General features: G+C 68.3%; 18 protein-coding genes and 4 pseudogenes. 12 read left to right on the forward strand and 10 right to left on the reverse strand.

Annotated elements, in window-relative coordinates; genetic code table 11:
* Positions 1 to 102 precede the first annotated feature (102 nt).
* Complete coding sequence (gene istB / locus OHU89_RS51255; protein WP_405655056.1) at positions 103 to 828, forward strand: IS21-like element helper ATPase IstB; 726 nt, start codon at positions 103 to 105, stop codon at positions 826 to 828.
* A gap of 222 nt (positions 829 to 1,050) precedes the next feature.
* On the opposite strand, the gene OHU89_RS51260 is transcribed toward istB, so the two are convergent.
* Positions 1,051 to 2,220: an RNA-guided endonuclease InsQ/TnpB family protein gene (locus OHU89_RS51260; RefSeq protein WP_405654224.1), complete on the reverse strand. Its 1,170-nt coding sequence runs from the start codon at positions 2,218 to 2,220 to the stop codon at positions 1,051 to 1,053.
* An 11-nt stretch (positions 2,221 to 2,231) separates the two neighbouring features.
* Here OHU89_RS51260 and tnpA point away from each other — a divergent pair, with 11 nt between their 5' ends.
* The gene (gene tnpA / locus OHU89_RS51265; protein WP_266898953.1) at positions 2,232 to 2,660 is read left to right on the forward strand and encodes an IS200/IS605 family transposase; all 429 of its coding nucleotides are present in this window, start codon (positions 2,232 to 2,234) and stop codon (positions 2,658 to 2,660) included.
* A 114-nt stretch (positions 2,661 to 2,774) separates the two neighbouring features.
* Here tnpA and OHU89_RS51270 read toward each other — a convergent pair whose 3' ends face one another.
* Positions 2,775 to 4,406, reverse strand: a complete 1,632-nt coding sequence (locus OHU89_RS51270) for an IS1182 family transposase (protein ID WP_405638794.1) — start codon at positions 4,404 to 4,406, stop codon at positions 2,775 to 2,777.
* A gap of 158 nt (positions 4,407 to 4,564) precedes the next feature.
* Between OHU89_RS51270 and OHU89_RS51275 the strand changes: the two genes are divergently transcribed.
* Complete coding sequence (locus OHU89_RS51275; RefSeq protein ID WP_405653817.1) at positions 4,565 to 4,861, forward strand: group II intron maturase-specific domain-containing protein; 297 nt, start codon at positions 4,565 to 4,567, stop codon at positions 4,859 to 4,861.
* Positions 4,862 to 4,993: 132 nt separating this feature from the next.
* Here OHU89_RS51275 and OHU89_RS51280 read toward each other — a convergent pair whose 3' ends face one another.
* Positions 4,994 to 7,423 carry a SpoIIE family protein phosphatase gene (locus OHU89_RS51280; protein WP_405653820.1) on the reverse strand — a complete coding sequence of 810 codons (2,430 nt, stop codon included), beginning with the start codon at positions 7,421 to 7,423 and terminating at the stop codon, positions 4,994 to 4,996.
* A 144-nt stretch (positions 7,424 to 7,567) separates the two neighbouring features.
* On the opposite strand from OHU89_RS51280, the gene OHU89_RS51285 reads away from it, so the two are divergent.
* From OHU89_RS51285 to arsM, 3 genes are all read left to right on the forward strand, one after another.
* On the forward strand, positions 7,568 to 9,031 hold the full coding sequence (locus tag OHU89_RS51285) for a benzaldehyde dehydrogenase (protein ID WP_405653822.1): 1,464 nt from the start codon (positions 7,568 to 7,570) through the stop codon (positions 9,029 to 9,031).
* Between the two features lie 150 nt (positions 9,032 to 9,181).
* Positions 9,182 to 10,702, forward strand: coding sequence for an FAD-dependent monooxygenase (locus tag OHU89_RS51290; protein WP_405653824.1), 1,521 nt, complete (start codon positions 9,182 to 9,184; stop codon positions 10,700 to 10,702).
* An 83-nt stretch (positions 10,703 to 10,785) separates the two neighbouring features.
* Entirely contained in the window at positions 10,786 to 11,646 is an 861-nt protein-coding gene (gene arsM, locus OHU89_RS51295; protein WP_405653826.1) for an arsenite methyltransferase, read from the forward strand.
* On the opposite strand, the gene OHU89_RS51300 is transcribed toward arsM, so the two are convergent.
* On the reverse strand, positions 11,647 to 11,868 hold the full coding sequence (locus OHU89_RS51300) for a hypothetical protein (RefSeq protein WP_405653828.1): 222 nt from the start codon (positions 11,866 to 11,868) through the stop codon (positions 11,647 to 11,649).
* Positions 11,869 to 12,108: 240 nt separating this feature from the next.
* Positions 12,109 to 12,699: pseudogene (locus OHU89_RS51305) on the reverse strand (DinB family protein); the annotation flags it as partial.
* Positions 12,700 to 12,747: 48 nt separating this feature from the next.
* On the opposite strand from OHU89_RS51305, the pseudogene OHU89_RS51310 reads away from it, so the two are divergent.
* Positions 12,748 to 12,861, forward strand: a pseudogene (locus OHU89_RS51310) (AAA family ATPase); the annotation flags it as partial.
* Here OHU89_RS51310 and OHU89_RS51315 read toward each other — a convergent pair.
* Positions 12,858 to 13,298 carry a DUF6188 family protein gene (locus tag OHU89_RS51315; RefSeq protein WP_405653830.1) on the reverse strand — a complete coding sequence of 147 codons (441 nt, stop codon included), beginning with the start codon at positions 13,296 to 13,298 and terminating at the stop codon, positions 12,858 to 12,860. The pseudogene OHU89_RS51310 and the gene OHU89_RS51315 overlap by 4 nt on opposite strands.
* Positions 13,299 to 13,543: 245 nt before the next feature.
* Between OHU89_RS51315 and OHU89_RS51320 the strand changes: the two genes are divergently transcribed.
* The gene (locus OHU89_RS51320) at positions 13,544 to 14,023 is read left to right on the forward strand and encodes a hypothetical protein (protein WP_405638640.1); all 480 of its coding nucleotides are present in this window, start codon (positions 13,544 to 13,546) and stop codon (positions 14,021 to 14,023) included.
* A gap of 5 nt (positions 14,024 to 14,028) precedes the next feature.
* Entirely contained in the window at positions 14,029 to 15,564 is a 1,536-nt protein-coding gene (locus OHU89_RS51325; RefSeq protein WP_405654216.1) for an ISKra4 family transposase, read from the forward strand.
* 242 nt (positions 15,565 to 15,806) lie between these two features.
* Here OHU89_RS51325 and OHU89_RS51330 read toward each other — a convergent pair.
* A pseudogene (locus OHU89_RS51330) lies at positions 15,807 to 15,884 on the reverse strand (e9imm peptide); the annotation flags it as partial.
* Between the two features lie 164 nt (positions 15,885 to 16,048).
* Here OHU89_RS51330 and OHU89_RS51335 point away from each other — a divergent pair.
* A pseudogene (locus OHU89_RS51335) lies at positions 16,049 to 16,237 on the forward strand (hypothetical protein); the annotation flags it as partial.
* 52 nt (positions 16,238 to 16,289) lie between these two features.
* Here OHU89_RS51335 and OHU89_RS51340 read toward each other — a convergent pair.
* The 3 genes from OHU89_RS51340 to OHU89_RS51350 all read right to left on the reverse strand — a co-directional run bounded on the left by OHU89_RS51340 (position 16,290) and on the right by OHU89_RS51350 (position 18,024).
* Positions 16,290 to 16,871: a transposase gene (locus OHU89_RS51340; protein WP_405655057.1), complete on the reverse strand. Its 582-nt coding sequence runs from the start codon at positions 16,869 to 16,871 to the stop codon at positions 16,290 to 16,292.
* Positions 16,772 to 17,119 (reverse strand): hypothetical protein, encoded by a 348-nt coding sequence (locus OHU89_RS51345; RefSeq protein WP_405653832.1) that lies wholly within the window; start codon positions 17,117 to 17,119, stop codon positions 16,772 to 16,774. The genes OHU89_RS51340 and OHU89_RS51345 overlap by 100 nt, the downstream gene beginning before the upstream one ends.
* A gap of 371 nt (positions 17,120 to 17,490) precedes the next feature.
* A complete protein-coding gene (locus tag OHU89_RS51350) occupies positions 17,491 to 18,024 on the reverse strand; it encodes an RICIN domain-containing protein (RefSeq protein ID WP_405653834.1) in 534 nt (177 codons plus the stop codon).
* 400 nt (positions 18,025 to 18,424) lie between these two features.
* Between OHU89_RS51350 and OHU89_RS51355 the strand changes: the two genes are divergently transcribed.
* Together OHU89_RS51355 and OHU89_RS51360 are read left to right on the forward strand one after the other, a co-directional pair.
* Positions 18,425 to 19,585 carry a sensor histidine kinase gene (locus OHU89_RS51355; RefSeq protein WP_405655058.1) on the forward strand — a complete coding sequence of 387 codons (1,161 nt, stop codon included), beginning with the start codon at positions 18,425 to 18,427 and terminating at the stop codon, positions 19,583 to 19,585.
* Positions 19,582 to 20,250: a response regulator gene (locus OHU89_RS51360; RefSeq protein WP_405653836.1), complete on the forward strand. Its 669-nt coding sequence runs from the start codon at positions 19,582 to 19,584 to the stop codon at positions 20,248 to 20,250. The genes OHU89_RS51355 and OHU89_RS51360 overlap by 4 nt, the downstream gene beginning before the upstream one ends.
* Positions 20,251 to 20,518 lie beyond the last annotated feature (268 nt).

A 20,518-nucleotide genomic window follows, 5' to 3' on the forward strand; every position in this document is an offset into this window, starting at 1 on the left:
ACGCCGTCTACCACTGCATTCTGACCGCACGTCACTAACGAGAACGGCACCTTCGTGAGTTTTCCCAGCCCGCCCGCCCTCCCCGAGGAACTCGACAAGCTCATGCGCCGCATGCGCCTGCCCTATATGCGCAAAGCCGCCCCCGACGTGCTGGCCACCGCCCGCGCCCAACGCTGGGACCCCGCCGAGGTGTTGCGGCTGCTGATCGCCGAGGAGGTCACCGGCCGCGACGCGGCCACCCGGCGGCTGCGACGGCACTCGGCGAACTTCCCCACCGGCAAGACCCTGGGCTCCTGGCGGGCCGAGGACTCCACGATCCCCGAACCCACACAGAACTCCCTGATCACCCTGGAGTGGATCGGTCGCGCCGAGAATTTGGTGATCGCCGGCCCGTCGGGGACGGGCAAGAGCCACTTCACCGAGGGCCTGGCCCAGGCCGCGATCGAAAACGACCTGCGGGTGTCCTGGTTCACCCTGGAGACGCTCAGCGCCGCGATCGGGAAGTCGAAGGTCGACGGGTCCACCGCACGGACCGTCGCCCGGATCTGCCGCGCGGACCTCATCGTCATCGACGACATCGGCCTGCTGCCCGTCGGGGAAGACGCCGCCGAGGCGTTCTACCGCATCATCGACGCCGCCTACGAACGCCGCTCCATCGCGGTGACCAGCAACATTCACCCCTCAGGCTTTGACACGATCATGCCGAAGACCCTCGCGGGCGCGAGCACCGACCGACTCATGCACCACGCTCACCTCGTGACCACCACCGGCGACTCGCACCGCCTCGCCGAGGCCCTCGCCGGGAAGGGAGTGGTCCCCCTGAACTGACCCCCACCCCCAGGAACACCACTGGCCACACACCTGGATTTCTGATGGCCACCAGCCTGGGCCTCCAACGGCCACCTACCTGGGCGTCTCAATGACCGTTGACACACGGCCTTCCTCCCGGCGGTCAGCAGGGACGCCGTCAACTTGACCCGGCCCTGAAGGACCGGGCTTGGAGGTAGTGCCCGGCTGGCTGCCGGGTTGGACTCCTCCGTCCAGACACCCCTATCGGGTGGCAGGGACGCGTGACTCACGCCCCGCGTTCCACACGCTCTCGCCACGCGCGGCGATGTTGTGGGAAGCATTCCGGTCGGCGTGGACAACGACCCCGCACCCCCGGCAGATGAAAAGCCCCTGGTCGACACGGTTTCGCTTGTCGACGTGACCGCACTCGGCGCATGTCTGCGACGTGTACGCGGGATCGACGAAGACCAGGGGCACGCCTGCCCGCTTGGCCTTGTAGACGATGAAGTCTGCGAGCTGGGCGAACGCCCAGGAGTGGAGTGCGACCCGTTGGGGCTTGCGGAGCCGTACCCGGGAGCGGATGCCCTTGAGTTCTTCGAGGGACAGGCCGCGCCCGGTGCGTTCAGCCTCGGTCACGATCGTCTTGGAGATGATGTGGTTCTGGTTGGCGACGTGCCGCGCCTCTTTGCGGGCACGGGCCTTGAGTCGCCGCTGGGCGCTCTTGGTGCGCTTCTTCTGGAGCTTGGCACGCAGGACAAGCTGTCGCTTGCGGTACCTGCCCAGCCCCCGCCCGGCGGCGAGGTAGCCGGTGGACGTGGTGGCGATGTTGGCGATGCCGAGGTCCACGCCGATGAAGCCGTCCGGCCCGTACTGCTCGGCCTCGGGTACCTCGCAGGTGGCGATCAGGTAGAAGACGCCGTCACGCTCGATGAGGTCGGACTCTCCCTGCCGGTGCGCCCGGAGCGTCTTGAGCGCGTCGGCGGAGCAGACAAAGCGGACGCTCTTGAGCCGTCCGGAAGTGGTCCAGATGGACACGGTCTGCTGGTCGTACTGCCAGGAAAGGCACCGGTCGTCGTACGCCTGGGCGGCCTCGGGCCGGAAGACGATCGGCTTGGACTCCGCCTTACGGCGGCGCTTGGAGCCTTCCTTCCCAAGATTCCCGGCCCGAACGTTGGCCTTGAGTGTGGTGTAGGCGTCGCGCACCTTCTTGATGGTGTGCTGCGCGGCCTGCGCCCCGAAGCCCCGGGCCTTGAGTTCGGCGTAGGTGTGCTTGCGCAACTCGTACTCACGCGGAACACCGTGCTCGAACGCCACCTCCGACACCCAGTTCGCGGCGTCGTTGACCGTGCGCAGGGTCGACTCGAGTACCGACGCCTGGATGGCATCCGGCACGAGTTTCACCTGCACGACGATCTTCACGGGGACGAATATAGCATTGCTCTATGTCACCTCGATGGGAACCAAACCCCGATATCCGCAGGGGCCGTAGCGTCGTCTACACCCTTCATGCGCACTTGGTCTTCACCCCCAAGTACCGGCGCGGACCGTTCACCGACGACATCCTCAAGCGCTGCGAAGAGGTCATGCGGGATGTGTGCGCGGACTTCGGCGCGGACCTGCGCGAGTTCAACGGCGAGCGCGATCACGTACACCTGCTGGTGCATTACCCACCGAAGGTCGCCATCTCCCGACTCGTCGGCAGCCTCAAGGGCGTCTCCGCCCGCCGCTTGCGCCAGGAGTTCCCCGGCCACATCCGCCGGTACCTGTGGGGCGAGCACTTCTGGTCTCCGTCCTACTTCGCCGCATCATGCGGCGGCGCACCGCTCGCCCTGGTGAAGGAGTACATCGCGAACCAGAAGCGTCCTGACTGAGGTCAACAGTGCAGACCCGTGCGCCCGCGCGGGTCAGAGCAGCCGAGAGAAGCGATTCCTCCCGGGCGTGAACGACTCCGTTGGGAAAGGCGCAAAGCGGTTCTCGTGCTGAGGTCATGTCGCGTGGGCAAGCCGAGCGAGGTGGGTGACGCGGGTTGCGCCGAGTGGGGTGCCGTTCAGCCAGGCGTCGACGCGCGCGATGTTGACAGCGGTGGCGGAGAGAATGTTCGCCAAGTGCGTCTTGTGCAGGCCCTGGTAGGGCGTGCGTCGCAGGCGGGTGCGGCGGACGGCCTGGGAGATGGTGCCTTCCACCCCGGCTCGCGCGTCGTAGCGCTCTTTCCACGCGTCGGTTTGCTGTTCCGCGCGTCGTTGTTCCAGGATCTGCTGCTGCTCGCGGGGCAGCAGGGTCAGGCTGCGACCCCACTTGCCGTTGGCTGCCTTGGTGCACCTCGGTCTCAGCGGACATGGGTCGCAGTCGGCGAGCGCGAAGTACACCCGGACGAGCGGAGTGCCGCTGGCTTTGCGCTGCTGGGACCAGCTGACACTGGCCGCGCCCTGCGGGCAGGTAACCCTGCGAGCGTCCCAGTCCGTTGTGAAGGCGGCCTGGGTCAGGTCTGGTGCCTGGTCATCGCGCCCGCTGTGGTGGGTGTCGATGCCGACCGGTCCGAGCAGGTCGATGCCGTGATCCTCGCGGGCGGCCAGGATGTGGGCGGCGGTGACATATCCGGCGTCCACCACATGCTCGTGCGGTGTCAGCCCCCGTTGGGCAAGACGTTGGTGGACGATAGCGGTGAGCTCAGTGTCGTTGACGGTGGCGCTCGTGGTCTCGACATTTGTGATCAGATGCGGTGCATCAGCCTCGCAGGTCTCGCTCAGGTGGACCTTGTAGCCGCACCAGCCCGACCCACGCTTGATGCCGTAGTGGGCATCGGCGTCATAGGGCGAGGACAGCCGGTCTCTGGCTGGCGGGAGGTCCTTGCCCTCCCGCCAGCGCACCCCCTTCCCGTCCCGGTGGTACTGCTCCATCCAGGCCCGGCGCAGGATGCGCACTGCGGGGACCTCCCCCAGCCAGGCCAATGCGGCCGTCTCATCGACGGCGTCCAGGAGCACGAACCCGTCCCGGCCGACCTGTTCGGCCCATTCCCGGCGGACATTTTCCCCTTTAGGGAAGCGGTAGTTGTCGATCCTGGCCCCGTAGCGCTCCACCCATGCGGTGCTGATCAACGGTGTCAGCCAGTCCGGGGCTGCTGCGGCCAGCGCCTCCAGCGCTGCCCGAAGCGTTTCACCGACGAACTCCATCCGGTTCAGCGTGCGCACCGCGGCCAGCACATGAGTGGAATCGGTGCGCTGCCGGCCACCGGCCCGCAGCAGTGCTGCATCGGACAACCGGGACAGGATCACCTCCAGGACCCGTTCCTCCAGCCCGTGCGTGATCAGGCGGGAGCGGAAGTCACCCAGGACAGTGAAGTCGAATCCCGGATCATCCAGCTCCAGCCCGAGCAGGAACTTCCAGTCCATCCTGGCCCGTACCTGGTCAGCGGCTTGCCGGTCGGACAATCCCTCCGCGTATTGCAAGACCGACACCAAGGCCAGAGCACCCGGCGAGATTGCGGGCCGACCCCGGTCAGCGAAAGCCTCAGCGAAGTCCTCGTCTGTGAACAGCGGACCAAGCACGTCCCGGATCCGGACCGCCAACGTCCCCTTGGGGAACGAGGCCCGCACCACCCGAGCCGTCAGCTCAGGCACCCCATCATCCGACCGCGACTCCAGCGACATCCCGCGCCCCTCACCCCGCCAACGACCATAGCCATCAACAAGACGAACGACACAGCCCTGCTCGAATCACGCCTTTCCCAACGGAGTCGTGAACGCCCGGGGTTCCTCGCTAGATCATGCTGAAGAAGATGAGCGCGGTGGTGAAGTCCTGGCGATTGCACCGGCGCGTGAACAGCACGGAGGCAGACCTCGCGCGAATGGTCAATCCGATCGTCCGAGGCTGGATGGCCTACTACGGGGCCTTCTTCCACACCGAGCTGACGCCCGTACTCGACCGCATCAACACCTATCTGCTGCGGTGGATCATGAAGAAGTACAAGAGGGCAGGAACCCTGAGAAGGGCCCGCCAGTCCATGGCGCAGGCAGCAGCCCGTAACCCTCGGTACTTCGCACACTGGATCTGGGTGAAACCGGCCGTCAAGTGACCAGAGCGACAAGAGCCGTATGACGGCGTCACGTACGGATCTGTGGGAGCCCGGGGCTGAGATGCCCCGGGCCACCCGACCAGGATCCGCACCCATCTCTGATTCACCGTGAGGACCTGGTCCGCTCCGCTGTCAGGTGATGGGGAGGGTCTGTTCGGCCCAGATTGTTTTGCCGGTGTACGTCTGGCGGGTCCCCCAGCCCTGCGTGAGCTGGGCGACCAGAAGCAGGCCGCGGCCGCCTTCGTCGAAGGCGCGGGCTCGACGCAGGTGGGGGGCGGTGTTGCTGGCGTCGGAGACCTCGCAGATGAGGTTGCGGTCGCGGATGAGCCGGAGCTGGATGGGGGCGCCGCCGTAGCGGATGGCATTGGTGACGAGTTCGCTGACGACCAGTTCGGTGACGAAGGCGGCTTCGTCCAGGTTCCAGGCGGCCAGCTGCCAGCAGGTGTTCCTACGGGTCTCGGCGACTGCTGAGGGATGGGGCGGCACGTCCCAGGTGGCGACGTGGGCCGCGTCCAGGGCGCGCGTGCGGGCTATCAGCAGCGCCACGTCATCGGCGGCGCGGTCCTCCGGGAGAAGTGTCTGGAGCACGGTGTCGCAGGTGCTCTCCAAGGACGAAGCCGGCCGGGCCAGCACCTCGCGCAGCGCGTCGAGGCCTTCGTCGATGTCGCGGCCACGGGCCTCGATGAGACCGTCGGTGTACAGCGTGAGGAGACTCCCTTCAGGCAGCTCGATCTCGGCGGCTTCGAAGGGCAAGCCGCCCAGCCCCAGCGGCGGGCCGGAGGGGACGTCGGGGAATTCCACGGCGCCGTCCGGAGTCGTCACCGCGGGTAGGGGGTGACCCGCGCGCGCCAGGGTGCAGCGCCGGGAGACCGGGTCGTAGACGGCGTACAGGCAGGTCGCGCCGATGTCGCCGGCTGCGTTTTCGGCCTCAGCGGACAGGTGGATGACCAGGTCGTCCAGGTGGGTCAGCAGCTCGTCGGGCGGGAGGTCGACATCGGCCAGGGTGCGCACGGCGGTGCGTAGCCGTCCCATGGTGGCCGAGGCCTGGATGCCGTGGCCGACGACGTCGCCGACGACGAGCGCGACCCGGGCGCCGGACAACGGGATCACGTCGAACCAGTCGCCGCCGACGCCGGCCTGCGTGCTGGCGGGCAGGTACCGGGAGGCGACGTCCACGGCGGCCTGAGGGGGCAGCCGCTGTGGCAGGAGACTGCGCTGCAGGGTGAGGGAGGTGCGGCGCTCGCGGGTGTAGCGACGGGCGTTGTCGATGCATACGGCGGCCCTGGCGGTGATCTCCTCGCCCAGGAGCAGGTCGTCCTGCTCGAAGGGTTCCGGGCGCCGGTGGCGGGAGAAGGTGGCCACGCCGAGAGTGATGCCTCGGGCGCGCATCGGCACGGCCAGCACTGAGTGGAAACCGTAGCGTCGCATCCGCTCGGCCCGGTCCGGGGTCTGGCGCGCTACCCGGTCCATCGCGTGGGCCGTCACATTCTCGATCAGCGGCCTGCCGGTGATGAGGCATCTGGCCGCAGTCGACTCGTCCGGGTACGCGGCCACCGTTCCGCGCTTCACCACGACCTCGGGGCAGCCCTCCAGGACGGACTGGTAGGCGACACGGCGCAGCATGACGGGGCTGGGCGGTGAGCCAGCGCGCGGGTCGTCGCCGCCTTCGATGGCGGGGAGCAGGTCGACGGTGACGAAGTCCGCGAGCTGGGGGATGGCCACGTCGGCGAGTTCCTGAGCGGTCCGGGCGAGGTCCAGAGTGCTGCCGATGCGGATGCTGGCTTCGTTGAGCAGGGCCAGACGTCCCCGGGCCAGGTGCTCCTCGGTCATGTCGTGTGCGGAGAGGAGCACGCCCCGTACCGTTCCACCGGCGTCCCGCACAGGGGTGAGTGAAGTCGTCCAGATGCTCTCGCGCTCGTGGCCCGCCAGGTGCAGGATCTGCTGCAGATGCTGCTGTTCGCCGGTCTCCAGCGCCCGCCGCATGCACTGTTCCGTCCGGTCGCCCTCCGGGTCGACCACGATCTCCGACACGCGCAAGCCCTGCATCGCCGCTTCGGGCAGGCCGATGACACGTTCCATGTCCGCGTTCGCGCGCCGCAGCCGCAGGCCGGTGTCGTAGAGCGCCGTCGTGGACGGGGACCGGGCGAACGCCCACATCACCAGTGCGTCGTCCTGGAGGGGCGACGACGGCCGGGCCAGCGGGGAGACCAGGAGCCACTCGCTGCTCCCGTTGTCCTCGCAGTCGGGCTTTCGACGGTGGGCCAGCAGGTTCACCGCAAGGCGGTGGCCGTCCCGGTGTAGGAGAGTCGCCGTTCCGTTCCACCTCGGCAGCGTTTGCAGGAGGCGCAGCGTCTCGGAGGGCGGCTCCCCGGCGAGCAGCGGGGCCGCGGGCCGGCCGATGACCTCCGCGGGCCGGAATCCGAGCAGCCGTCGTGCTCCCTCGCTCCACCCGGTCACGATGCCGTCCGGATCCACGGTGGCTCTGGCCGTGTCCGACTCGTCGATGAGGTCGTCCGGCCAGCACGCCGCCTGGTCGTCGTCGGCGCTTTCAGAACCCGTCATCACGTTCGTCCGCCCTCACCTTGGTCATTCCACCGTGCGTCCCGGCCCAGCCAGGAGCAACCGGGGGAGTAGGTGGATATATAGCTTGATAAGGCTATAGGTGCTAAAAGGGGTATCAGTACATCGATGGCGGAAGGTTGTGCCATGACTGCCACCCGCGAGGGAACGTGGCCGGACGCGACCGTATGGACCGGGAAGATCTACAGCGGCGGCTGGCGGCAGTCCGAGGGCGGGGCTCGGTCGGTGAACGAACCCGCCACGGGAGAGCGGCTGGCGGAAGTGGGCGTGGCGGCGCCCGCGGATGTCGCCCGGGCCGGCGCCCTGGCTGCCCGGGCTCAGCGGGCCTGGGGCGAGACCGCACCCCAGGAGCGCGCCGAGGTCCTGCTCCGTGCCGCCCGGGCGCTGCGCGACAACAGCGGGGCGATCCGCGAGTGGATCGTCAGAGAGTCCGGCGGCGTCCCGGCCAAGGCCGACTACGAGATCGCGGCCGGACTCAGCCAACTGGCGCAGGCCGTCGGGCTCGCGTCGCTGCCCCGCGGCGAGATCCTGAGCCCGTCGATGCCCGGTCAGGCCAGTTACGCATGGCGGGTACCGCTGGGGGTGGTCGGCGTCATCAACCCTTGGAACGCCCCCCTGCTGTTCGCCATGCGGGCCCTCGCGCCCGCGCTTGTGCTGGGCAACGCCGTCCTGCTCAAGCCCGATCCCCACACACCGGTGTCCGGCGGTGTCGTCGTGGCGCGGCTGTTCGAGGATGCCGAACTGCCCGAGGGGCTGCTCCACGTCCTGCCCGGAGGCCCCGCCACCGGTGAGGCGGTCGTGGCCGATCCCCACGTCGCCATGGTCGCGTTCACCGGCTCCACCGAGGCAGGACGGGCCGTCGCCCGCGCCGCGGGCGACCGGCTCAAGCGGGTGGCCCTGGAACTGGGCGGCAAGAACTCGATCGTCGTGCTCGACGACGCGGACGTCGACGCCGCCGCGGCAGCCGGGGCGATGAGTTCCTTCGGCTATCAGGGGCAGGCCTGCGTCGCCGCCGGACGTCATCTGGTGCACGCCGACCTCGTGGAGCCGTACACCGAGGCACTGATCGGGCAGGCCAAGGCGCTGCGGGTCGGTAACCCCCGAGAGGAGGGTGTGGTCCTCGGGCCCGTGATCAGTGAGCGCCAGGCCGCGAGGATCGAACGGATCGTGGACGAGAGCGTGGCCGCCGGGGCACGGGTGCTGGCCGGCGGACGCCGCGACGGGCTGTTCTACCCGCCCACCGTCCTGGACCACGTCGAGCGGACCATGCCCGCCTTCACGGAGGAGATCTTCGGGCCCGTCGCCCCCGTCGTCGCGTTCCGTACCGACACGGAGGCCGTCGAGATCGCCAACGACACCGAATACGGCCTGACGGCGGCTGTGCACTCCCGTTCGGTGCCGCGGGCGGCGGCCATCGCCGAGCGGCTGCGCACCGGCATGGTGCACCTCAACGACGTCTGTGCCAAGGACGCCGCGAACGCCCCCTTCGGCGGGATGGGAGCATCGGGCAACGGCTCCCGCGTCGGCGGCACCGCCAATCTGGAGCAGTTCACCCAGTGGCGCTGGATGACGGTGAACGAGGCGGTCTGATGCCTACGGTGCCGCACCGATGCCGACGGCTATGGCAGCCGCGATTCCCTTCTGCTTCGCAGGGTGAGGGACAAGGAAACTGCCCGATGAGGAAACGGCCCTACAGGGTCGCGCATGTCGGTCGAGACTTATCGGCACTACCGTGGGTCCATGACGGCACCGCTGGATGTGCTGGTGGTCGGTGGGGGTCCGACAGGGCTCGCGCTTGCCGCACAGCTGCGGTCGTACGGGACACGGTTCCGGATCGTCGACCGTTCGACGGACCGCGTGCACGAGTCACGCGCGTTGGCGATTCAGCCCCGGACGCTCGAGGCGCTGGCCGGACTCGGGGTCACGGACGGGCTGGTCGCCTGGGGGAATCCCGCGATGAAGCTGCGGATGCACCTGCCTCGGCGTGTCGTGGCGACGCGTCTCTTCGACATCGGGGTGACCGACACCCCGTATCCCTACCTGCTGTTCCTGTCGCAGGCCGAGACCGAACGTGTCCTCGCCGAACGCCTCGCCGCGCAGGATGTGCCGATCGAGCGCGGCACCGAGCTGGTGCGTCTGGAGCCAACGGATGCGGAGGTCCGCTGTCGGCTGCGACGCGGGGACGGGGTCGAGGAGGTGGTGGAGGCGCGATACGTCGTCGGCTGCGACGGTGCCCACAGCATCGTGCGGGCACAGGCGGGCATCGACTTCGAGGGTTACGCGTATCCGCGGACGTTCCTGCTCGCCGACCTGGAGGTCGACGGACTGGAACCCGGCGCCGTGCACACGTACATGACCGGGATCGGGATGCTGTTCTTCTTCCCGCTCGGCTCGCCGGCCACCTGGCGCATGCTCTCGATGCGGCCGCCCGAAGCTCCGGACGCAGAAGTCACCCTCCCGCTGCTTCAGGGGATCACCGATCGCTACACCGACGACGGGCTCGTGCTGCGGGACCCGGCATGGATGACGGACTTCCGGCTGCACAACCGCGGGGCCTCCCGCTACCGCGCCGGGCGCTGCTTCCTCGCCGGGGACGCCGCCCACATCCACAGCCCGGCGGGCGCGCAGGGGATGAACACCGGCATCCAGGATGCGCTCAACCTCGGCTGGAAGCTCGCCCTCGTCTGCCGGGGTGCCGCGCCGGAGGAGCTGCTGGAGACGTACGGCACCGAGCGGGCGCCGGTCGGCCGCGTTGTCCGGAGCTTCACCGACCGCGCGTTCACGATCGGCACCAGCAGTAACCCGGCCATCCGCCTTGCCCGCACCCAACTCGCCCCGCGCCTGGCCCCGTTGGCACTGCGGTCGACGGCGCTGCGTCGGCGGCTCTTCCGGACGGTCTCCGAGCTCGGCATTCACTACCGGCGCAGTCCCGTCTCCGTGGCGGGCTCGCGTCCGCCGCGGCGAGGTCCGCGAGCCGGTGACCGGCTGCCCGATCTTCCGCGCGGGCTCCAGTCCCGTTGTGCCGGCCCGGGCTATCACTTGCTGCTCACCGGTCCGCGCCATCTGTGGAGCGACGAGCAGATCGTTGCCGTCCTGAGGGGGCGGGACAGCGTCGTGGCCGTCCATCGCGTGGATGACCAGGGTCCTTGGCCTGATGTCGTGCATGGGCTTGTACGTCCCGATGGCTACCTCGGTTACGTGGCCCGTGGCGCGCGGCTCGCGGGTCTGCGCGAGTACCTCGACCGCTGGCTGTCCGTCTGATTCGACCTTCCTCTATGTTGACGGCTGTCAATTCAGGGAGCACTGTTGAATCCATGGATGTCGAATCAGTGGAGGAGGCTGTCATGGCCGGACAGAGCCCTGATGAGGTACGGGAGGCCGTACGGGTGGGATACGCGGCTGCCGCAGTGAAGGTCACGCGGAGCGGTGCGGCGTGCTGCGGGCCCGACAGCGATGACGGCAGCTGCTGCGGTTCGCAGACCGCCGACATCGAAGAAGGCTTCGGTGCGGGGCTCTACGCGGCCGACGAGCGTGAGGCACTGCCTGCCGAAGCCGTCGCCGCCTCCCTCGGCTGCGGCAACCCGCTCGCCGTCGCCGAACTGCGCGAAGGCGAACGGGTGTTGGACCTCGGTTCCGGTGGCGGCATCGACGTACTGCTGTCGGCTCGGCGCGTCGGGCCGGGCGGCAAGGCGTACGGGCTGGACATGACCGACGAGATGCTCACCCTCGCCCTGGCCAACGCCAAAAAGGCCGACGCGACCAACGTCGAGTTCCTGAAGGGGACCATCGAGTCCGTGCCCTTGCCCGCGAGCACCATCGACGTCGTGATCTCCAACTGTGTGATCAACCTGTCCGTCGACAAGCCCGCCGTGTTCGCGGAGATGTTCCGCGTGCTCGTGCCGGGCGGCCGGATCGGCATCTCCGATGTCGTGGCCGAGGACCGGCTCACTCCGGCGCAGCGGGCCGAGCGCGGGGACTATGTGGGCTGCATCGCCGGCGCGCTGTCCTTCGCCGAGTACCGGCAGGGGCTGGAGGCGGCCGGCTTCACCGCGGTCGAGGTCACGCCGACACATCAGGTGGCCGACGGGATGCACTCCGCCATCATCCGAGCCTCCAAGCCGGAAGCGGACGGCGCGCCGTCCGGGGTCGTACAACCGCAGCTGCTTGCCGAGGCCGTCCCGGACGGCACGTCGTCCTGCTGCTGATCAGTCGGCCCAGACGGTCACCACCGACGGCTGCGGGATGCTCCCCGGTCCGTCGGGCCAGCGCGACCCCGGGTTCTCCGCGATCGCGCCGCTGGTCTCGCCCGGGTGCTGGGCGGCGACCAGGATCGTCAGTGAGCCCGGAGCTTGGGTAGGCGGGGCTGAAGCACCAGACCGGGAACGGCTGCGCCGCTCTGCGAGGGCGGGCGCCGTGCGGCCGTACATCAGGAGGTGGTGGAGCCGGCAGGCGCATCTTTGGTCAGGACATGACGTGCCCGCCGCGGATCCTCCGAGTGAGCCTTGGGTGGTCGGGGAACACCCGGCGCCCCGAAGTGCTGGTCATCCCTACGCCTGATCACCGCACTGAGGTGAGCAGGCTGCGTACTGTCGCGGGGCCGCGGCCTCACTGACACCGAAGGTGCGGTCTGGGTGACGGGTCGGCGGGGCGGGGAGGGTGGCGTGGTTACCGGCTTCCCGCGCCACACGCTCCAGACGGCTCCAGTAGTCCTCCCACCATGCCTGATCACCTGGTGGCATGTTGTCCTTGCCCTGCAAATACCCGACGGATCCGTCGATGAGTTCTCGCACGATGTCGGCGTGGCCGGCGTGCCGCTGGGTTTCGGATATCACGCGTACCAGGATGTGGTGCAGTGTCACCTCTTGGCGTTCCTCCGGCCACCACGGGACGTGACCGATCGCGTCAAGCGTCAGCGTCGCGATCGTGCTGTTGGAGTGCCCCCACGCCTGGTGATACAGCCCCACGATCTCTTCGCGCGACTCGTCTGCAGAGGCCCACATGTCTGATTCGGGTTCTGCATCCTCCGTATACCACCAGGGCGGCGGCTCTTCATCGAAGAACGGCCGCCCGAACGTGTCGCCGAAGTATCCAAGCTCCACGCTGGCGACATGCTTGACCAGCCCCAACAGGTTCGTGCCCGTGGGGGTCAGCGGGCGACGGACGTCGTATTCCGAGAGCCCATCGAGCTTCCACAACAGGGCGTCACGCGCCTCTTGTAGATATCGGAGAAGGTCCGCTTTCGGGTTCGGTTCGATCATGCCGGGCAGTCTTGCACCCGGCACTGACAACCGGACTCCACCGTTGCCCCGCGACTCTGCGGCGCCATCGTCGACCGCCTCACCTTCGGCAGCAACATCATCGAGACCGGCACCGACTCCTACCGACTCGCCCGGACTCGAGCCCAACAGGCCGACGGCTAACCATCTTCGTCCCCTCCGGCCGCCTCGGCGCCGGACCACACCGCAAGATCCCCACTCGGCAACGACACAAACCGCCAACCTGCCGGCCCTGTCACCTGCCAGGCTTCGAACGACGGATCGGCCCGGCAACTGAGATGCAGCCCGTTGTCGAAGACCATCCGCAGCGATCCCGTCTTGAAGGCCAGTGCAGACACGACCTTGGCACCGAACAAGGCCAGAGCCGCCGCCACATCCTGCTGCCCGGGATCCAGCATCTCCTGCGGGCCGTCCCCGGCAGCAGGCCCCTGCGACAGCCGGCACGGACCTTCCAGCACAACCCAGGCATCCGACCCCAGCAGAAGCGACAGCTGATAGTCGACGCTGATCTTGGTGACATCCAGGCCTCGAAGACCCAAGATCCAACGGTCTTCATGCTCGGCAAAGGCAGATCCATTCACCACCGCACGATGCACTGCCGCATACCGGCCACGCCAGTCAGATTCGCCTCGGAAGCCTCACGGCCTACCGCCAAGTGGGGCCAAAACTCACTGGTGATCAAGGCCTTTGGGTGTAGATCTTCTGAGGGTGCCTCGTTGGGGTGATTCGCAGAGGTTCGGGATGTGGTCGGTCGTGCTGACTTCTACCGTCGCCGGGGTCGAGCCCGCCGTGAGGCGTGCGGGTGCTGAGCGAGGGTGGGTGTGGTGTGCCGTCGTTGATGGAGGCGTTGGAGGCCAGGCGAGCTGAGGTACTGGGCCATGCCGAGCGGCTGCGTGAGCAGATCGCTGGTCTGTCCGAGGAGTTGTCTGGGGCCGAGGAACGGCTGGCGCGGTTGCAGATCGCGCGGGAGACGGTGGAGGAGGTGTTGGCCGCGCCGTCTTCGCCGGTGCCGGGCTCGGACGGCGCGGGTGGGCGTGACGGCGGGGTCGCCGTGGCGCTGTTGAAGGCCGAGTCGGAGCTGGATGTGACGGTGATGTCGCCGGAGTACCGGGAGATCATCGCCTTGTTCGCGACCTCGGGAGCGGCGATGCGCTGCAAAGAGGTCTGTCGGCAACTGGGTCTGGGGACCGAGCCGCGGCACGTCGAGGGGATGCGCTCGAAGCTGAAGCGGCTGGTGGAGCGCGGAATCCTGGCCGAGCCTTCGTCCGGGCTGTTCAAGGTCGACGGCCGAAAGCAGGGGTGGTGAGCGTGGTGAGGCCGTCCGATGGTGCGCTCGCGGAGTGTGAGGACGCTTTCGCCGCCTCGGCGGGTCTGTTCGCCGCGGCGTGTGCGGAGCTGGCGGCTCCGGAAGCTGCGGTGATGACGCACGCGCGGTTGGAGGACCTGCTGGGTGCGCGGATGCGCGAGGTCACCCGGCAGTTGTTCCAGGACCACCTGACCCTGCGGGCCAGGGACGAGGTGCGCCGTGAGGACGTCGTGGACGCTGCCGGTGCCGGGCGCTCCCGGATCGAGCGGGGCCGGCGCCGGATGCTGGCCACGGTGTTCGGCAAGGTCACCGTGGTCCGGATCGCCTACCGCGGCACCAGGGTGGCGGACCTGCACCCGGCTGACGCGGTGCTGAACCTTCCGGACGCACTGCACTCGCACGGGCTGGCCAGGCTCGCCGCGATCGAGTCCGCCCGCGGCAGCTTCGCCGATGCCTGCGAGCGGATCAACGCCGTCACCGGCTCCGGAATCGGGCACCGGCAGGTCCAGGAACTCGCCGTCGGCGCCGCAGTCGACATCGACGCGTTCTACGACGCCCTCGTGCCGGCTCCCTGCACCGGCACCACGCCGCTGATCTTGTCGGTCGACGGCAAGGGCGTGGTGATAAGACCCGAAGCACTGCGTGAGGACACCGCGAAGGCTGCGGCCGCCAAGGGCGGCAACGCGATGAAGACCCGGCTGGCGTCCGGGGAGAAGCACGGCAGGAAACGGATGGCCACCCTGGGAGCCGTCTACGATGCCGAGCCCGCGCCGCGCACGGTGGACGACATCTTCGCCGACCCCGACCGGCAGGACGACGCCGCCCACGGCGCGACGCCCGAGCGCCGCCAGGGGCCGAAGGCCCGGTCGAAGTGGTTGTGCGGCTCGGTGACCGACACCGCCGCGCAGGTGGTGTCCGCCGTGTTCGACCAGGCAGAGCACCGCGACCCCGGCCACCGCCGTTGCTGGGTCGTCCTGGTCGACGGGGCCCGCCATCAGATCGACCTCATCAAGGCCGAAGCACTACAGCGCGGCGTGGACGTCCACATCATCGTCGACCTGATCCACGTGCTCGAATATCTGTGGCGAGCAGCCTGGTGCCTGCACGACAACGGCGACGCCTCCGCCGAGACCTGGGTCGCCCGCCACGCCCGCACCCTCCTGGCCGGCGGCGTGCAGCAGACCGCCGCCGCCATCGAGGAAGCCGCCCGCACCGCCGGACTGCGTGGCGCCCAGCGCAAAGGCATCGACGAGGCCGTGAACTACCTGACCGGCAAGGCCGAACACCTGCACTACGACACCGCCCTTGAACGCGGCTGGCCGATCGCCACCGGAATCATCGAGGGAGCATGCCGGCACCTGGTCAAAGACCGCCTGGACATCACCGGCGCCCGCTGGGGCCTGTCCGGAGCTGAAGCCGTACTCAAGCTGCGCGCCGTCCGCGCCAACGGCGACTTCGACGCCTACTGGACCTGGCACCAGCAGCAGGAATTCACCCGCAACCACCAGACGCGCTACCGCGACCAGGTCATACCTACCTGATCGACAGCGCCCTCATTAGATCTGCACCCAAGGCCTTTCCGACGCGCAAGTGGGGCCAAAACCCGTTCCTAAACGGGGCCACCACTGATGCGCGAAGCCAGAGGACGCCCGGTTCAAGACGGTCCGGGCGCACCTGCTGCCCGGCGAGGTGCCGCTGTGACCCGCCCCCAGGGCTCAATCGATGCGGGAGCGAACCAACCCCAGCGGACTACGCCCGTCGCCTCCAACAGGGGGCTCCGCTCTCACAAAGCTATTGGCCGATACGCCAGGGCCTGGTCGACCACTTCGTCAGCCGAGAGCTCACGCTCTGGCGGCCAGAAACGCGACAGGTGAAGGCAGGACGTGATGCCGCTTGGCTCCCTTGCGTGAACTGCGACGAGGCCTGCGGTCACTCCGCCCTAGAAGCCGAAAGCGTGTTCCATTTGTGAGGGGTGGCGGGTTAGGGTCGCGTTCTGCCGATCTTGTGCGGAGGTGGCCCGGATGGATGCCACCAGCCACGCTCGTCGAGGCCGCCCTCTGGGCCCGCGGGCCGCTGCGGGAGATCGGCGCAGCCGTGGATCTTGCCAGCACGTCCTCGGTCGCCCACCAGCTGATGGCGCTCGAGAGCAAGGGCGTTCTCTACCGCGACCCGCACCGTCCTCGCGCCTACCGGGTCGGGCCCTCGTGGGCACCCGGCCTTGGCAACCGCGGCGGAAGATTTCAAGTCCAGTGAGATAGTCGTGATGCTATGAGGTTTGTGGTGTTGGTTCGCGGCTTTTGGCCGGGTCGTTGATCCAGGCGGTCTGGGGTATCTCGGGTGGTCGGGGGCGGCGGCCGAAGCGTTCGGGGTGGCGGGCGTATGCCTCGGCGCGGGTGACGGCCCGCTGGTCGCGGACCTCCGCGGCGGTCCCGAAGTGGACCGAGGCGGGGGTGTGGAAGCCGATGCCGGAGTGCCGGTGCTCGTGGTTGTAGTAGGCGATGAACGCGTCGAACCACTCGCGGGCATGGGCCATTGAATCGAACTGTTCGGGGTAGTCCGACATGTACTTCGTGGTCTTGAACTGGGCCTCGCTGTAGGGGTTGTCGTTGGAGACCTTCGGCCGGGAGTGTGACCTTGTCACTCCGAGATCGATCAGCAGCTGGGAGGCCTTCTTGCTCGTCATCGAGGTGCCGCGGTCCGCGTGCACGGTCTCGGGCGCGATCCCGTTGCGGGTGATGGTCTCGCGGATCAACTCCTCGGCCCGCTGGGCCGATTCGGCGAGTTCGACGGTGTGGCAGACGATGTAGCGGCTGAAGATGTCGATGATGACGTAGGCGTGATACCAGATGCCCTTGGCCGGTCGGCCGCCTTGGTGATGTCCCAGGTGAACACCTGGGAGGGTGCGGTGGCCACGAGTTCGGGCACCGTCTTGGCGGAGTGGGTGGCCTGCCGTCGGCGCTCGCCCGTCTGGCCCTTTTCGCGCAGGATCCGATACATCGTCGAGATCGAGCAGTGGTAGCGCCCGTCATCCAGCTCGCGGGCCCAGATCTGGGCAGGCGGCAGCTCGGCGTACTCGCCCGAGTTCATCAGCTCCAAGACCGCAGCCCGCTCTTGGTCCGTCAGAGCCGACGGCTGGACCTGCGATCTTCTGGGCTTCCGGTCCGGTGGGGGCTTGAGTCTGCGGTGGTGGGTGGCCCGTGAGCGGCCGGTCAGCCGGCACGCGGCGGTCCCTGTCGCAGTGAAGGTTGAGTGATTCTCACCGAAGGTTGAGTGACTGGTCGCTGATCCCGTTGTCCCGCCGACCCTGAGGCGTCCTTCGTCTACCTCGACGGTCATCGTCGTCACCGACCGCGGCGGCCGCTCCGACCTGGAGACCACGGCGTGAGTGGCCTCTCTCCACCACCCGACAACGAGGGCCAGCGAGTATCGACTCGCCAGCCCCCAGCCGCGGTCGTCGCGCGGCGATCTTACAGCTTGTTCCAGGTGAACGCCTCGTTGTTGGCTGTGGTGCTGCAGGTGTACTGGATCAGATCGCCGCCGGCGGCGGTCGAGTTGCTTTTGACGTTCAGGCACTTGCCGCTGTGCCGGTTGAACAGCAGGTAATAGTCCAAATCTCCGGCCGAGAAGTTCCTTATCGGCAGCCAATTGTCGTTGAGTGTGGGGTTACCGCACGCCTGTGTGACTATCTTGGCCGAGTTGGCGATCGACGATCCGCTCACAGCAAGGCACTTGCCGCCGTTGCGGTAAGAGATCCGGTAGTAGCCCTCGTTGATTGTCTGGAAGTTCCAGTTAAGATCCACGCGGGACTCGCAGTAGTTTTGCTCGACCACGACGCCGCTTGCAGAAGAGTTGTTGGTCGGTTGGATGCAGAGCTTACTTGTGTACGGCTGCATTATCCATGGGCCGCTGACCTCGGCGGCAGCCGGGCTGGCGGTGCCCAGCAGCGTCGCCGCGATGACGGCGAGAGAGGTCACCAGGCCGGATATGGCCTTACGAATCAAGAGAATCGCCTTCTTTGTCTTTATGTTGCGGACGCTGGCGAGCGGCGACGGTGACGTCGTTATCCGGCAGCGTCGGGTGGTTGACGGGGTACGCCGTGGGTGAAGGTGGGGCATCCGATGGTCATGCCGGCCTTTTCCGGCCGCGTGCCGCTTCCCCCGTTGGGTCCCCCGAGCAGCCCGAAGGCTGTGCGGCTCCGCTAGTCGGGCGGTGCCGCTGTGGCATGACGGTAGGGGCGCCGGCGCAGCTGACGCGTCCCGCGGTGGGTGGAACTCCCGTCCCACCGCGCGCGGTAGCCCCGCGGGTCTTGCGACTTTCGCGGTAGGGGCTCTGCAACTTCCGTGGTACCGCGGAAGGTTGACGCCGCCGCGCGAGCACCGGCGTTACGCTGCGGCGATGCTCATGCGTACGCCTCGGCCGCTCGTCGTCGACACCCTGTTGGCGCTCGTCGTGGTCTGCGTGGCCGTCCGGCTGGGACAGGGGTCGGTGGCGCGGGGCTGGCCGGAACTCGACGCGCGTGCCTATGTGCTGCTCGCCCTGGCGCATGTGCCCCTCGCCCTGCGGCGCAGGGCACCGCTCGTGGTCTTCGCGGCCGTGCAGTGCGCAGGGGTCGCCTACGTCAGCCTGGGGTACTGGCCGCTGTTGTCCGTATTCGGCGCGGCGCTCGTCTTGTACACGGTGGCGTCGGTGTGTCCGGCACGGATCGCCATCAGCTGCGCGGCCGTGTCGATAGCCAAATGGGTGTACGGCGGTGTGGTCAGCGACAGCCGGTCCGCTGGGCTGGCCGTCATCGAGGCGCTGCTGTGCTGCGCCGTGCTGGTGTGGTTCGGTACTCTGGCCCGCCGCTCCCGCGAACTCGCCCGGCAGCTGCGCGTCGAGCAGGCCGAGCGGGCCCGCCGTGAGGTCGCCGCCGAACGCGGGCGCATAGCACGGGAGTTGCACGACGTCGTCGCCCACCACATGTCGGTGATATCCGTGCAGGCGGGCCTGGCCCGGTTCGTCCTCGACTCCGATGCCGCCACCGCCCGGGACGCGCTGGGCACCATCGAGGACACCAGCACAGAGGCCCTGGAGGAGTTGCGGCGCATGCTCCATGTCCTGCGGGAACACGATCCGGGCGGCGCCGATTCAGCCGCCCCCATGCCTACCCTGGCCCGTCTCGATGACCTGGTCGAGCGCGTCCGGGCCGCAGGCGTCCTGGTCGAACTGAGCATCCAGGGCACCGTGCGCCCGCTTCCGCCCGGCGTCGAGTTGTGCGCGTACCGCGTCGTCCAGGAGGCCTTGACCAACGTCCTCAAACACACCCGCCATGCCGATGCGCAGGTGCGGCTCCATTACCGGCAGCACCATCTGACGGTCAGCGTCACCAACGCCGGAGAGAAGGTGATTTCGGACAACGTTCCAACCGGCGCCGGACACGGCTTGATCGGCATGCGGGAGCGGGCCAAGCTCTACGGCGGGGCGATCAGCGTCGGCCCACGCGCCGAGGGGGGTTTCGCGGTCCGCCTGAGTCTGCCGACGTCGGCGACCGGCGCACGGTGGGGAGAGGAACGTACGAGATGACCAGAGTCCTCGTCGTCGACGACCAGTTCCTCATCCGCGCCGGGCTCGTCGGTCTCCTCAACGCCGCACCCGGCTTCGAGGTCGCCGGCGAGGCGGGGGACGGCGAGGAGGCCGTGCAGGTGGCCGCCAAGATGCGGCCCGAGGTGATCCTGATGGACATCCGCATGCCCGGCATGAACGGTATCCAGGCCACCGAGCGCATCCTCGCGGACGCGGCCGACCCCGCGCCCCGGGTGCTGGTCCTGACCACCTTCGACCTCGACGAGTACGTGTACGGGGCGTTGCGTGCCGGGGCGTCTGGCTTTCTGCTCAAGGACTCAGGACCCGAGCGGCTGCTGGCAGCAGTGGCCGCGGTCGGGGGCGGCGACGCACTCTTCGCGCCCAGCGTGACCCGCCGGCTGGTCGAGGCATTCGCGCACCAGGCCCGGTCCGCGCCCGGCGCCCAACCCCCGCCGGACCTCGGCACGTTGACCTCCCGCGAGATCGAAGTCCTCAAGCTCATCGCGCGCGGCCTGTCCAACCCTGAGATCGGCGACCGGCTCTCCATCAGCGAAGCCACGGTCAAGACCCACCTCAACCGCACCATGACCAAACTGGACCTGAACAGCCGGGCCCAGGCGGTGGTGATCGCGTACGAGACGGGACTGGTGACACCCGGAGGATAAGCGGGCCACGCGGCACGCGACCGCAGACGCTGTCGGTTGCACCGCGCCGGGTGCCTTTGTCGCCCTCGAATCTGCGGGACGCATGTGCCGGTTCCCCCCACCGTCGCCCAGACACCGGGTCTCAGCGGCCACTCAACCTTCGGTGAGAAAACCTAGCGGTCACCAACCTTCGGTGACAACGCTCAACCTTCGCTGCGACAGGTCAACCACAACAGGTGAGCAGGTGTTTTACGGCATGCCTACCTGATTCATTCGAACGAATGCTCGA

The organism is Streptomyces sp. NBC_00019 (assembly GCF_045041015.1).
Taxonomy (GTDB): domain Bacteria; phylum Actinomycetota; class Actinomycetes; order Streptomycetales; family Streptomycetaceae; genus Streptomyces.

Excerpts from the sequence above, each read along its gene's own strand:
- istB (WP_405655056.1), top strand. The coding sequence starts at position 103 with ATGCGCCGCATGCGCCTGCCCTATATGCGCAAAGCCGCCCCCGACGTG.
- OHU89_RS51355 (WP_405655058.1), top strand. The coding sequence starts at position 18,425 with ATGCGTACGCCTCGGCCGCTCGTCGTCGACACCCTGTTGGCGCTCGTC.
- OHU89_RS51285 (WP_405653822.1), top strand. The coding sequence starts at position 7,568 with ATGACTGCCACCCGCGAGGGAACGTGGCCGGACGCGACCGTATGGACC.
- OHU89_RS51300 (WP_405653828.1), bottom strand. The coding sequence starts at position 11,868 with ATGTACGGCCGCACGGCGCCCGCCCTCGCAGAGCGGCGCAGCCGTTCC.
- arsM (WP_405653826.1), top strand. The coding sequence starts at position 10,786 with ATGGCCGGACAGAGCCCTGATGAGGTACGGGAGGCCGTACGGGTGGGA.
- OHU89_RS51275 (WP_405653817.1), top strand. The coding sequence starts at position 4,565 with ATGAGCGCGGTGGTGAAGTCCTGGCGATTGCACCGGCGCGTGAACAGC.
- tnpA (WP_266898953.1), top strand. The coding sequence starts at position 2,232 with ATGTCACCTCGATGGGAACCAAACCCCGATATCCGCAGGGGCCGTAGC.
- OHU89_RS51360 (WP_405653836.1), top strand. The coding sequence starts at position 19,582 with ATGACCAGAGTCCTCGTCGTCGACGACCAGTTCCTCATCCGCGCCGGG.
- OHU89_RS51280 (WP_405653820.1), bottom strand. The coding sequence starts at position 7,423 with ATGACGGGTTCTGAAAGCGCCGACGACGACCAGGCGGCGTGCTGGCCG.
- OHU89_RS51290 (WP_405653824.1), top strand. The coding sequence starts at position 9,182 with ATGACGGCACCGCTGGATGTGCTGGTGGTCGGTGGGGGTCCGACAGGG.